Genomic DNA, 12,961 nt, shown 5'->3' on the forward strand with positions numbered 1-12,961 from the left:
CCGGAGGTCGGCGTCTCGGTGGCGAGGTCGAGGCTCCAGGTCCCGTTGGTCGCCGTCGTGGTGTAGGTCGCCCCGCCCACCGTGACGCTCACCGTCGTTCCAGCTTCCGCCGTGCCGGCGATGGTCGGGGTGGCGTTCTTGGTCAACGCCGCCGAGGTCACCGCCGGGGCGTTGGGCGGCGTGGTGTCGATGGTCAGCGATTGGGTGCCGGGGGTGGACGTGTTGTTGGACGCGTCCTTGGCGGTGACGGACACCGGGTTGGCGCCGTTCGGGTTCAGGCTGAGCGACCCGGAGGTCGGCGTCTCGGTGGCGAGGTCGAGGCTCCAGGCTCCGTTGGTCGCCGTCGTGGTGTAGGTCGCCCCGCCCACCGTGACGCTCACCGTGCTGCCCGCTTCCGCCGTGCCGGCGATGGTCGGGGTGGCGCTGTTGGTCAGCGCCGCGCTGGTGATCACCGGAGCCGCGGGCGGCGTCACGTCGGCCACGGTCACCACCGTGCTGACGCCGGTGATGGTGGCGCTGCCGGTGGCGCCGCCGCTGTCGGTCAGGCCGGCGATGGCCACCGTGCGGTTGCCCAGCGTCGCCGTCGCGCTGCTGTTCGTGTAGGTGACGCCGCCCAGAAGCGCGCTCATCTGCGCGTCGCTGCGCTCCAGCCCGCTGACGGTCACCGTGGCGACGCCGCCGACCACCGACACGGTGACGCCGGCGTTGCCGCCCGCCACGCCCAGCCCGGCCAGGATGGCGGTGGCGCCGTTGGTCAGGGCGACGTCGGTGCCGCCGATGGTCAGCACCTCGGTGGCGTCGACCACCCCGCCGACGGTGAACACCGCGCCGCGGAAGCTCTGCCCGGCCTCCACCGTGGAGGCGGCCACGCCGCTGAACAGGCTGGTCGAGGCATCCACCCCGACGCCGAAGGTCTTGGCTCCGCCGGTCGCGGCCAGGGTCGGCACGGCGTCGACGCGGATCGTCGCGGTGGCGCCGCCGGCGCTGAAGGCGTCGCCGCTGGTGTCGGCGATGCTGCCCGCCGTGCCGCTGGTGCGGTCCCACGCCTTGAAAGTGATGGCGCCGGTGTCGGTGTTGGCGAAGCCCGAGCCGCTCGGCACGAAGCGCAGGCGGTCCGAGCCGGCGAGCAGCAGCGCCGCGCCGTTGGACGAGCTGGTGGGGAGGTCGGTCCAGGCGCCGGTGCCGACCTTGTACTGCCAGGTGCCGTTGGTGTTGGTCACGCCGGTGACGGCGATGCCGAGCGGAACGACGGTGACCAGCGGGAACGGGCTGTCGTACTCGGCGTCGGTGGCGGTGCCGGCCGAGGCGAGCAGGGCGGTGACGGTGGTGCCGGTGTTGGCGGCGTCGGCGATGCCCTGGTCGATGGCGGCCAGGCTGCGGACGTCGCTGGAGAGGATCGGGCTGTCGTTGGCGCCGGTGAAGTTGAGGGTGAGCTGCTGGGAGACGGTGCGGTTGCCGTCGGAGACGGTGAAGGTGCTGGTGCCCTGCATCGGCCCGGCGGGGACGCCGTTGAGGAAGGCGGCGTCGAAGACGTAGGCGTAGTGGCCGGTCTGGCTGTTGACGTAGGAGGTGCCGCCCGGGCCGGTGGACCAGGTGTCGTAGGTGACGCCGTTGCCGAGCGTGACGCTGCCGTACTGGAGCGGGGAGCTCTGCGAGCCGGCGATGGAGTAGGTCAGCGTGTCGCCTTCCAGGTCGCTCGCGGAGAGCTGGCCGTCGATCAGCGGGAAGGTGTCGGCGGCGGCGGTGTCGACCAGCGTCGGCGGGGTGGTCGGGACGGCCAGGACCGGCGGGGCGTTGGTGTCGATGCGGTCGTTGGTCTGGCTGATCGGGGTGGTGTAGGGGGCGTTGGCGTTGCTGGCGCCGTCGACCAGGACGATGTGGACCGGGATGTCCTGGTTGGCGGCGAGGTTGCCGGTGCGGTTGCCGTCGGCGGTGACGGTGAAGGTGGCGGTGTAGGTGGTGGCGCTGACCTTGGTCAGGTTGCCGAGCGCGAAGCCGTCGACGGTGCTGCCGTTGCCCAGCGTGTAGGTGTCGCTGTCCGAGGCGACGGTGATCGTCACGGTCACCGTGTCGCCGACCTTGGCCGGCTGGTTGGGGATCGTGACGTTGGTGATCGACGGCGGCGTCGTGTCGGCCGTGCTGTTCGTCACCGACTGGTTGGTGACCGTCGCCGCGTCCGCGCCGCCGGTGGCGTTCTGGATGGCGGCGGTGTCGTCGCCGGTGGTGGGATCGGTGTAGCTGACGGTGACCGTCTGCCCATGCTGGACCGCCTGGGCCAGGGTCAGCGTGACCGTCTTGTTGACGCTGTTCACCGCGACGCTGGAGACGGTGACCGTGCTGCCGCCGACCTTGACCTCGAAGGCGCCCGCCGTCGGGCCGTTCACGGCGTCCAGAGCGGTGTCATAGGTCAGGACCAGCGACGTGCCGTCCACCGTGGCGCTTTGCAGCACGGGGGCGGGCGGGGCGAGCGTCACCATCACCGAGTTCGAGATGGCGGATGTGCTCATGTCGAGCCCGGACACCGTGGAGGTGATGCTGATGGGGAACGCACCGGTCGTGTCCGTGCCGGACGCCGTGACCTCGAAGGTCAGGGTGTAGGTTGAGCCCATCGCAATGACGCCGGTGACCGGCGTGTCGAGGCTGACGTTCGCGATCGTCCAGCCGCTGGGGGCGCTGACGCCGAACTCGACCATCGACCCCACCATGGCGACGGCGTAGTTGGCCGTGATGGTGAAGGACACCTGCTTCGGTGTCCCCACCACGAAGGAGACGGTCGGGCTGACCGGCGCGATCGTGAGGGGCGTGGACGCGGTCATCGTGTTGGCGATCGTCACCGTGGCGACCTGATCGACGACGGTGGTGTTCTGGCCGGCGGGACCGCTGTCGGTGATCGAGTGCAGGACGACGGGCCGCGTCTCGGTGGAGCCGAACGTGGCGTTGGCCGGGCCCGTGTTCTTGTAGGCGATCCCGTCGATCACCGAGCCCATGGCGCCGTCGCTCAACGACATGCCGCTCAGCGTCACGGTGGCGACGCCGTTGACCAGCGTGACCGCGTAGTTGCCGTTGTTGAAACTGCCCGTCCCGGTGCCGAGCGCGATGTCGCTGCCGCCGATGGTCAGGAACTCGGCGCTGCCGTTGCCGCCGACGTTGTAGACCTTGAGGACCATGCCGGTGAAGTGCTGCCCGCCATCGACGGTCGCGGCGGCCACCGTGTTGAAGAGGTCGAAGCCGCTGGCGCCGTTGCTCCAATGGAAGAAGGGGGTTTCGGTTCCCAGCGTCAGCGTCGGCGGCGTGCCGTTCGGGTTGAGCGTGGTGTTGGTGACCGACTGGGGGGCGAAGGACGCGGCATCGGTGCCCGTGGTGCTCTGGACGGCGTTGGTGTCGTCACCAGCGGTCGGGTCGGAGTAGGCGACCGTCACGGTGTCGGTGTGGGCGACCGCCTGACCGAGCGTCAGCGTGACGGTCTTGTTGACACCATCCACCGCGACGTTGGTGACGGAGACCGTCGAGCCGCCGATCTTGACCGTGAAGGCATTCGCCGCCGGGATGTTCGTGCCGTCCAGCGCCGTGTCGTAAGTCAGGACCAGCGACGTGCCGTCCACCGCCGCACTCTGCAGCACCGGCGCGGGCGGAGCGAGGTTCACCATCACCGACCCGGACGAGATCACCGTCGTGGGGGTCAAGCCATCGTACGACCCATAGATGCTGAGGGGGAACGCACCGGAGGTGTCCATGCCGGCGGACGTCACGTCGAAGGTCAGCGTGTGGGTTCCCTGCGCGATGATCCCCGTGAGACCGCCGTTGGGAACGCCGTCTAGCTTGAGGTTCGAGACCGTCCAGCCGAACGGTGTGGCGACGTTGAAATAGAGCGTGGTCCCGACCAACCCCAGGGCGGGGGTGTTCACCGTGAACGAAACCTGAGTTGGGGTGCCTGCCGAGAAGTTGGCCGTCGGGTTGTCCGGGGTCACCGTGACGTTGGGGAAGGAAACGTCCTGGAGATTGATCGCCACGGTGGCAACCTGATTGATCTCGGTGACGTTGTTGGAGGTTCCACTGTCGGTGACGGAGCGCAGGACAATGGGACGTGTTTCGCTCAGGCCGAACTGTGAGTTCGGAACCGGGCTGTTGATGAATGGCATCCCGTAGGTGTTTTTGTAGCTGATGCCATCGATCAACGCGCCCATGTCGCTGTTGCTGAGCGACATGCCGCTCAGCGTCACTGTGGCAACGCCGTTGACCAGCGAAACCGTGTAGTTGCCGTTGCCGAACGCGCCCGAACCCGAAGAGAGCGGAATGGAGAGCCCGCCAATCGTAAGATAATTGTCGAAGCCTGGACCGACGATGTTGTGGACCGTCAACACCATGCCAGTGAAGGTCTGCCCGCTGTCGACGGTCGAGGCGGTCACCGAATCGAAGAGGTCAAATCCACCGCTGCCGTTGCCACCCTGGAAGACTGGATTTTCAGTGGTGAGCGTCAGCGTCGGCTCGGTCGGCGCGGTCGGTCCGGCGACGTTCACGGTGGCGGAAACGCCGGTGAGGGTGGCGGTGCTGTTGCTGGCGCCGTCATCGGTGACACTGGTGATGGTGACGACGCGGTTGCCGGGCGTGACGATGCCGTTGACGGTGTCGCCGGCGTTGACGTAGGCGATACCGTCGATCAGCGCCGCCAGTTGAGTGCCGGTGAGGCTGAACCCGCTCAGGGTGACCGTGGCCGTCGTGCCGCTGTACGACGTGGTGAGGACCGCCCCCGCCAGCGTCAGCGCCGTAACGGGCGTCCCGGCGGCGTTGGAGGTCAGGGAAATGGGTATGATGCCGTCGAGGGACAGCCACTCGTCGTCCACGACGTTGGTGACCGTCAGTGTCACGCTGGTGAAGGCCTGTCCGATGTCGTTGGTGTCGGCGGACACACCGGAGAACAGGTCCACGGGTGGATTGTTCTGGGCAAAGGTCGGCGCGGTGCTCGTCGCCGTCAGCGTAGGCAGGATCGACGCCGGCGCGCCGACGTTGATGGTTGCGGAGACCCCGGTAATGTTGCCGGTGTCGATGCTGCCGCCGTCGTCGGTGAGGCCGGTGACGGCAATGACGCGCTGGCCGTTGGACGGAGTTCCGGCCGCGTTGTAATAGGTGATGTCGTTGATGAGCGAGGCCATTTCGGAATCCGACAGGGCCATGCCGGAGATTCTGATGGTCGCTGTGCCGTTGCTGACGGACACCGTTCCGGTGACCCTTGTCGCGCTCATCTGCACGGGGTCCGCAAAGTGGGACGCGCCGTCGACCAGGTAAAGTTCCAGCGGACCCATCATGCCGGGCACGGTGAAGTACAACGCTTCGTTGGCGCCATCCAGCATGCCGGTCACGGTGACCGTCATGGCGGTGAAGATCTGCCCGTTGTCGTTGGTGCTGGCCGTGGCCGATGAGAACAGGGGCTGCGTCTGGGAACCGCTGTAGGTCGGCGTGCCGCCTGCGGCGGTCAACGTGGGGGCATGGAGTTGAACCGTGAAGCTGGTTCTGAAATCCGGAATATCGACGCCGGCCTGGTTCTGGATGGCCGTGGTGCTGTCCACGGTGTCCCCGTCGTAATAACGGAGGGAGATGGAATCCCCGCTTTGGAAGATGTAGCCGTTGCCAACCTCAACGATGACGTTGCTGCCAATGACGTCGACGCCGGAAACAGTGTAGTAGACGCCGTTGATGCGAATCTGTCCCGATGTCGACGAGGAGCCGAAGAACTGCTGGATGGACGGGGGATTGTTTTCATCCAGCGTCTGATCGAAGGACAGGACGACCTTGTTGCCCCCGCTTTGCGCGGATGAGGAGACGAATGCCGGGGGGCGGGAGGACAGAACCGTAACGGAGACGTCCACCGAAAAGGTGTCCAAGCCGTAGGGGGCCTGGATGACGCCGGTCGCGTCGTCACCCGCAGGATCCTCGTAGCGGAAGGCGACGCTGTCGTTCAGCTGGAACTGGTGGCCGACGGTGAGGGTCACGAGGTTGTCGGACACCACGGCGCTGATCAGGGCGACCGACGTTCCATTGATCAGGATGGAACCGGTGCCCGCGTTCACGGTGCCATCGGTCGCCACGAAATGAGTCAGCAGCGGGTTGCTCGTGCTGTCCAGGCTGTCGTCGTACTTGAGGGTGATGGTGTTCTCGCCGGTGTAGGCGAACGCCACGTCGAAGAACGGTGCCGCCAACACCCCGCGATACTGCTCGATCCGCAGGGCTTCGGTCCGCACCGTGCCACGCATCCAGGCAAGATCCCAATCACCACCCAGTTCAGCGGCGCCCGTCAGGGTGCGGGAGGCCGCCATGTCGGCGCCGGTGATGCCGGCCAGCGCGTCGAGGAACGACTCGCCATGGCCGCTCGCCACGTTGCAGCCGTACAGAAGAATGTCGCCGTCGTCGGCAAGGCAGGCGCCGATGGCCGCCAGCTCCGCGCCGCGCGTGGTCAGCGCCGCCTCGTCGAGCCGCACCGTGCCGAGTTGCAGGCCGCCCTCGAAGCCGTGGCACAGCACATGGAGCGCCCGGATGCCCCGGCGCCCGGCCAAAGCCTGCACCATCGCCGCCACGCCGTCGCGGCCTTCGGCGATCAGCACGGCTTCCATGCCGGAGGGAAGGCCCGCCTGAAGGTCCCGCCAACCGCTGAGGGCGGAGTCGATGACGGCAATCTCGGTTGCCATGCGGGGGAAGCGACCTGAGGTGGTGACGCGCGTGGTGGGGGCGGCGGACGCTTCGGTCATGGCGGACATTTCCTGAATGGGGCGAAATCCGGAGCAGCCATCTCTCGAAAGAAATGGGTACCTCCTTTGATTTGACATACCCACAACCGGATGTCTTGGTCAATGAATACAACGCAAGATCACTGCATTTGACACAGATGACTTCTTGTCAATAACAAGCATAAGTCCTCATTCTAATGTTACATATTGCAGCATATTGCGTCATTCGGCGCATTAATACGTTGTTAATTTTTTGATTGTTGCTGGATTATCCTTGTATTGACGGGATTTTTATTTTGCTTCACCGCGAGCCATCCTGCATTCCACCAGTAAAAGTGGCGCAACAGAGAGTTGCGGTGGCAAGCAACGCCCACGGTTTTCTGCTCCGCGCATCTTGGCGCGACGCAACGTCAGGACGCGGCGTGGCTGCCTAACGCTGGGTTGGGCTCCCATCGCTCTTCAATCGAAGGTGCCGAGCCTTGCGTTCTTTTCACCGGAAGAATTGCGGAAATCCCCTCCGGAGCGGCGCTATGCGGTGGCGGTCGACCCCCGCACCCGGGCCGGGGGTGAAGGGCAGGTCGCGCAGGCGCCGGCCGGTGGCCGAGCGGATGGCGTTGCCGATGGCCGCGGCGGTCGGTCCCTGCGCCGCCTCGCCGGTGCCGAGGAAGGGTTCGCCGGGCCGCTCGATGATGTGGACGTCGACGCGGTCGGGCACGCTGGCGAAGCGCAGGATGGGGTAGCTGGCCCAATCCACCGAGGTGACGCGGGTGTCGTCGTGGGTGACGCTCTCGCCGCTGTCGATGGCGGCGGTGGCGCGGATCATCCGCACCCGCCCGCTGCCGCGGTCGACCGACAGCTCGACCGCCAGCGCCAGATAGGCGGCGTGATTCTTGTAGCGGGCGAAGGCGAAGCCGTGGCCGAAGCCCGGTGCCGGCGCGGCTCCCGCCCAGCCGAAGCGCTCCGCCGCCAATTCCACCACCCGGCGGGCGCGCGGGTCCTCCAGATGGCGCAGACGGAATTCGACGGGATCGGCCCCGGCCAGCAGCGCCAGATCGTCCATCATGCTCTCCAGCGAGAAGACGTTGGCGTAGGCGCCGAGCGACCGCAGCGCCGACACCCGCAGCGGCATGTCGGGCAGGTGCGGCCGTCGTCCACCGCGCCCAGCGCGTTGCGCGGGCTGTGGCAGGCGCCGCAATGGCCCAGTCCCTCCGCCAAGTAGGCGCCGCGGTTCCAGGCCTCCGGCTTGGCCGGATCGGGGGTGAAGGCGCCCTCGCGGAAATAGAGCAGCTTCCACCCGGCCACCATCATCCGAATGTTCAGCGGAAAGGGCAGCTCGTTGGCCGGCGCCTCCGTCCGCACCGGGGTCCGTGTCATCAGGTAGGCGTAGAGCGCGCGGTTGTGGGCGTCGCTGACCCGCGTGTAATGGTCGTAAGGCGGGATAGAGATGCCGGCCTTCGCGATCCACCCCGCGCCGCATGGCGCGGTTGAAGGCCGCCTCGCTCCACCGGCCGATGCCGGTTTCCTCGTCGGGCGTGATGTTGGTGGAATGGATGGTTCCGAAGGGCGTGGGCAGGGCCAGGCCGCTGGCGAAGGACCGCCCGCCCGGCAGGGTGTGGCAGGCGATGCAGTTCCCCACCGCGGCCAGCCGCGCTCCCTCCGCCACCAGTTCCGGCGTGAAGCCGTCCGCCGCTGGGCGCGGCTGCGGCGGGATCGCCGTCTCCTACGCCCAGGCGACCGCTTCTGCGCCGAGCGCCAGCAGGGCGGCGGCCCCGCCGATCACCCCAAGCCGTGTCTTCCCTCGCCCCATGCGCGCTCCTCCCGCGATGCGAACAGGTGGAGCGGGGGATCGTTCTGGAACCTCACCGTTCCATCACGTCGTCGAGCGTCGCGGCGAGGTCGCCGGGCTCCACCGGCTTGTGCAGCAGACGGCAGCCGATGGCGCGGGCCTCGCGCAGCCGTTCCGGCGCCGTGTCGCCGGTGATGATGACAACCGGCACCTCCCAGCGGCGGCGCACCATCTCGGCGACCGTGCGGCTCGTCTGTCCGCGCGGGAGCCGGTGGTCGGCGAGCAGCACATGGGGACGGTTGCGCATCCGCGGGAGCCGGTCGGCCAGTTCCTCCGCCGACCCGACGGCGGTGACCCGGACACCCCAGCGCTTCAGCAGCATGGTCATGGCGTGGCGCACCCGCTCGTCGTCCTCCACCAGCAGCACCCGCCGTCCCTTGATCCGGTCCGAGGGGGACGACATCGCTGCCGCGCTGGTGGCGGCCGCGGCCATGGCGCGGGCGGCGGCGGTCAGGCGGTGGTCGGGTCCAGAGGGAAGGGGGGCGCGCGGAACGGTCACCGTGAAGACCGTGCCCCGCCCGACCTGCGACCGCAGGTCCAACGTCAGGCCGAGCAGCCGCGCTATGCGGGCCACCAGCGGCAGGCCGAGGCCGAAGCCCTTGACCGCGCTGCGCTCCGGGTTGTCGAGCTGGTGGAACTCCTCGAAGATGGCGGCGCGGGCGTCGGGAGGGATGCCCCGACCGTTGTCCCACACCTGGAACTCCAGCGCGCCGGGGCGCCGTCGGCATCCCAGAAGGACGCGCCGTCCGTTTCCCCCGCCGTGACGGATGGCGTTGGACAGCAGATGGGTCAGGATACGTTCCAGCAGCCGTCCGTCGGTCCGCACCGTCACGCCGCTGGGGTGGACGTGCAGACTCGTTCCCTCGGTCATCGCGCTCTCCCGGAACTCCTGGGCCAGACGGCGCATCAGCGCGTCGGGGCGGAATTCCGTGACCGCGATGTCCACCGCGCCGGCCTCCAGCCGGGCAAGGTCGAGAAGGCCGCTCAACATGGCGCCCAGGCTGTCGATGGAGGCCTGGAGCAGATCCGCCGCCTCCCTGGCCGACGGATTCGCGCCGACCGCGCCGCGCAGGATATGGGCGTAGAGAGCCGCGGCCTGGATCGGCTGGCGCAGGTCGTGGCTGGCGGCGGTCAGGAAACGCGCCTTTGCCCGGTCGGCACGCTCCGCCGTCTCGTGGGCGCGGCGCAACTCGTCCTCGCGGTCGGCGCGGCGGCCTTCGGCGCGGTTCAGACGGTCGTGGAGCCGGCCCATCTCGCGGCGCTGCTCAGCCAGTTCGGCGGCCAGACGCGCGCTTTCCTCGACCAGCCGGCCGGCGTCGCGCTGCAGACGGTCCGCGGTCCGAACCCCCTCGGCAAGGTTGCGGCTCAGCGCCTCCAGACTGTCCCGCAACGCCTTCCCGGTGGTTGACCCACCCTTGTCCTGTTCATCCGAATCCGCATGTTTCGTCATTGACGTCTCCACGATGGCCCCCGCTCACCGCCGCAAAACAACTTCCAGCTCAGAAATCCACGTACGTCAGCTCACAACAGCTCAGAACAGGAAATGTTTTCGGGCCGACAACGATTCACGCGGGTGCCCGCAGCGTTATCATCGTCCTCAGGGTGTCGGTTGCGGAGCAGCGACACGCATGCCCAAAAGTCCGGCACTCTGTCCGCATGTAACGTGTCCTGATAACGACGCGAAACGCGACCGATGGCACCGGAGCGGCCGCCGCGCTGTTGAATCCCAAGACACCGTTCCGGTGCCGATACGGACCTCGTGGGGTAATCAGGTGGAGTTTCAAAGCGATAGGAGAACCCTGCGGTGAGGCGGAGCGGCCCTGCACCATCGCTCTCGCCCGCTGGCACGCTGATTGCTTTGTGAACAAACAGACGCAGGCTTCCACCATGCGGGATGTTCTTGATCTTGTCCGTTTGGCAAACAATCTAACGTCCCGGCGCCTGCGCGGCCCGTGGCTGGTGCATTTGGAGGCAGGTTTGATCAACCCCATGATTACGGCCACCGCCGGCTGGTCCGAGGCGGTGGAGGAGCGGGCGCAGCGCTTGCTTCGCTATCAGGTCGGGACCGAAGGGCCGGAGGGCGATCCGGTAACCGTGCAGACCATGTTCGAGCGTTGCGGATTCACGCCGGTCGCCAGTGCCCGTTTCCTGATGTGCATCCCGCCTTTGACAGCGATGCATGAACTCACCAAAACCGTCATGCGCTTCCGCATTGACGGCGAGGCTTGCCCGGACCCGGCGGGCATGGCGAAGGCCGCGTTGTCCTTTGCCGGGCGCGCGGTGGCGGTGCATGAGCTGCACCCGGAGCGCCGGTTCGTCGCCGGTGTCATCTCCACCCTCCTTGGGTTGCAGGGAACCAGCCGGCGGTAGCCTCCGGCGGGATGTCCGTTTCCGGCGGAGGACCAGGGACCGTGCGGCCTCGCGCGGTCCTTCGCCGTCCTCAGATGGGGAAAACCCCCCATTCTTTAAAAGTTGTAACCGTCCTTTGGTTGCTCGTTCGGCGGACTCGCTTTATCAGTGTCCGACTGTATGACCATGGGCTGGTCCCACCAGCGCCTGGTCAGTTCCCCGGGCTCGGGCGAGGGAGGGTGCGGCGATGGACCGGAAGCCGGTCGATTACGGGCAGTACAGCATCCTGGTCATCGAAGATCAGCCCTTCGTGCGCCGGACCATCATGCAGATCCTCTCTCAGATCGGCTTTCGCTCGATCGCCGAGGCCGACAACGGGGAAACCGGCATGCGGGAGTGCATCCGCGCCACCCCCGACGTGATCGTCTGCGACATCGACATGAAGCCGGTGTCCGGCTTGCAATTTCTGGCCGAACTGCGGGCCAGCGCGGAGGTGCGGAACCGCCGCACGCCGGTGGTCTTCCTGACCAACCACACGGAATCCGAAATCGTGAAGAAGGCCATGTCCCTGGGCGTCAACGGCTTCGTCGTGAAGCCGCCGTCCTTCGGCGCCCTGAAGGAGCGGGTGGACCGCCTGCTGGCCGGCAAATGAGGACGAGGATGGGGTGCGTGGTGTGGCGGGTGGTGCTGTGCGGCCTGGCGGTGTTGCCGCTGGCCGCCTGTTCGGGGGAGCCGGGCGAGGCCGACATGCGCAAGCTGGTGGAATCGCACACCCGGCGCGCGCTGGATGGCCAGGGGCAGGGCGGCTTCCGCGGGTTCGAAGGATTCCGCAAGCAGGGCTGCGTGGACACCAAATACCGCAACGGCGCCCCGAAGCCGGACGACAAGCAGTATGACTGCTATTACGCGGCGACCTTTGCGCCGCAGCCGGGCGCGACGGCGATGACGGTCAACGGCAAGGGACGCTTCACCCGCACCGACAAGGGCCTGACCTTCGAGGATCTCGGCGCCCAGCCGCGCTGACAAGCCGGCAATCCAACACTGTCTGGAAAAGGAAACGGCCGGTCATGACCTTGTCATGAGCCGGCCGCGTCAGATGGTGGAAGGGGCTGGATTTGAACCAGCGTACGCTTACGCGGGCAGATTTACAGTCTGCTGCCTTTAACCACTCGGCCACCCTTCCGCTGATGCTTGACGCGACCATCGGAGACCTGCCGTTCATCGGGCCTTGCTTGGCCTTCCGTCTGGCGGGTGGCGTTATCTAACGGGTAGCGGCCCTCCGGTCAAGCGGCTTTCTTCACCGGCCGCGCATCTTTGTTCAGGCGCCTTCGTTCAGCCGCCCTCGCCACGGGCCACGCGGGCCAGGGCGCTCAGCGGGTCGCCGTCCTCCGCGCTGAAGCAGGCGCTGAAGTCGTCGCACACCTCGCAGTTCGGGGATTTGCAGAGCATCAGCCCCTCCCGTTCGCAGAGCTGGCGGTAGAAGAACTTCTTCCACTTCATGTCGCCGCTGTTCAAAGCGACCAGCGACGGGAAATGGCGGCGGAACATGGCGTTCAGCTCCCGCCGGTTGGCGAAGCCCATGTCCTGCCAGAGATGGTTCGGCCCCAGGGCGCGGCGGGCGACGATGGCGGCCAGCCACTCCTCCTCGACGGTGCCGGCGGCGCGGTGGTCGAGCAGGAAGGCCCGGAGGTCCTCTTCCTCGATGGCGTCCTCGCCGCTGCCGTCCGGCAGGGTGGGGAGGAGATGGGCGAAGCCTGCCGCGTGCCGCCGGATCAGCTCGGCCAGCGCCTCGCGCTCCAGCCCCAACGAGGCGGTGAGGCCGCCGGGATGCTGCGCGGCCAGCCCGACGATGCGGCTGAACAGCAGCCGGTCGAGAGCCGGACCGTCCGGAACGCCGTCCAGGGCGTCGGCGGGTGGCTGGGCGGGGAAGGCCGGGGCCGGATCGGCGCTGCGGGCAATCACGCTGTCGGCAATCATGGTCGGCGAACTCCCGCATCGGGGGGTTGTTCGGTCATGGCCATGATGGTGGATCAAATTCCCGCAACTG

The 12,961-nt window shown here is 67.5% G+C and carries 8 protein-coding genes and 1 tRNA gene; 3 read left to right on the forward strand and 6 right to left on the reverse strand.

Annotation, left to right across the window (positions count from 1 at the left end; all coding sequences use genetic code 11):
- The 4 genes from FHW79_RS27785 to FHW79_RS27800 form a co-directional block, all read right to left on the reverse strand.
- Positions 1-6,740 (reverse strand): SwmB domain-containing protein (locus tag FHW79_RS27785; RefSeq protein ID WP_183181922.1); only part of this gene is annotated, 6,740 nt, incomplete at its 3' end.
- A gap of 469 nt (positions 6,741-7,209) precedes the next feature.
- Positions 7,210-7,848 (reverse strand): xanthine dehydrogenase family protein molybdopterin-binding subunit, encoded by a 639-nt coding sequence (locus tag FHW79_RS27790; RefSeq protein WP_211108517.1) that lies wholly within the window; start codon positions 7,846-7,848, stop codon positions 7,210-7,212.
- Positions 7,779-8,093 (reverse strand): cytochrome c, encoded by a 315-nt coding sequence (locus FHW79_RS32425; RefSeq protein WP_211108518.1) that lies wholly within the window; start codon positions 8,091-8,093, stop codon positions 7,779-7,781. The genes FHW79_RS27790 and FHW79_RS32425 overlap by 70 nt, the downstream gene beginning before the upstream one ends.
- A 485-nt stretch (positions 8,094-8,578) precedes the next feature.
- Entirely contained in the window at positions 8,579-10,015 is a 1,437-nt protein-coding gene (locus tag FHW79_RS27800) for a hybrid sensor histidine kinase/response regulator (RefSeq protein WP_183181923.1), read from the reverse strand.
- A gap of 410 nt (positions 10,016-10,425) precedes the next feature.
- On the opposite strand from FHW79_RS27800, the gene FHW79_RS27805 reads away from it, so the two are divergent.
- The 3 genes from FHW79_RS27805 to FHW79_RS27815 all read left to right on the forward strand — a co-directional run bounded on the left by FHW79_RS27805 (position 10,426) and on the right by FHW79_RS27815 (position 11,937).
- Complete coding sequence (locus FHW79_RS27805) at positions 10,426-10,935, forward strand: hypothetical protein (protein WP_183181924.1); 510 nt, start codon at positions 10,426-10,428, stop codon at positions 10,933-10,935.
- A gap of 226 nt (positions 10,936-11,161) precedes the next feature.
- Positions 11,162-11,566 (forward strand): response regulator transcription factor, encoded by a 405-nt coding sequence (locus tag FHW79_RS27810; protein ID WP_014239878.1) that lies wholly within the window; start codon positions 11,162-11,164, stop codon positions 11,564-11,566.
- An 8-nt stretch (positions 11,567-11,574) separates the two neighbouring features.
- Positions 11,575-11,937: a hypothetical protein gene (locus FHW79_RS27815; RefSeq protein ID WP_183181925.1), complete on the forward strand. Its 363-nt coding sequence runs from the start codon at positions 11,575-11,577 to the stop codon at positions 11,935-11,937.
- Positions 11,938-12,011: 74 nt separating this feature from the next.
- Here the strand turns inward: FHW79_RS27815 and FHW79_RS27820 are convergent.
- Positions 12,012-12,097, reverse strand: a tRNA-Tyr gene (locus FHW79_RS27820).
- A 149-nt stretch (positions 12,098-12,246) separates the two neighbouring features.
- The gene (locus tag FHW79_RS27825) at positions 12,247-12,891 is read right to left on the reverse strand and encodes a nitrogen fixation protein NifQ (RefSeq protein WP_247884643.1); all 645 of its coding nucleotides are present in this window, start codon (positions 12,889-12,891) and stop codon (positions 12,247-12,249) included.
- Positions 12,892-12,961 lie beyond the last annotated feature (70 nt).

Source organism: Azospirillum sp. OGB3 (assembly GCF_014192915.1).
GTDB lineage: Bacteria > Pseudomonadota > Alphaproteobacteria > Azospirillales > Azospirillaceae > Azospirillum.

Coding starts and splice junctions, on each gene's coding strand:
- FHW79_RS27815 (WP_183181925.1), top strand. CDS start 11,575: ATGGGGTGCGTGGTGTGGCGGGTGGTGCTGTGCGGCCTGGCGGTGTTG.
- FHW79_RS32425 (WP_211108518.1), bottom strand. CDS start 8,093: ATGACACGGACCCCGGTGCGGACGGAGGCGCCGGCCAACGAGCTGCCC.
- FHW79_RS27790 (WP_211108517.1), bottom strand. CDS start 7,848: ATGCCGCTGCGGGTGTCGGCGCTGCGGTCGCTCGGCGCCTACGCCAAC.
- FHW79_RS27825 (WP_247884643.1), bottom strand. CDS start 12,891: ATGATTGCCGACAGCGTGATTGCCCGCAGCGCCGATCCGGCCCCGGCC.
- FHW79_RS27800 (WP_183181923.1), bottom strand. CDS start 10,015: ATGACGAAACATGCGGATTCGGATGAACAGGACAAGGGTGGGTCAACC.
- FHW79_RS27810 (WP_014239878.1), top strand. CDS start 11,162: ATGGACCGGAAGCCGGTCGATTACGGGCAGTACAGCATCCTGGTCATC.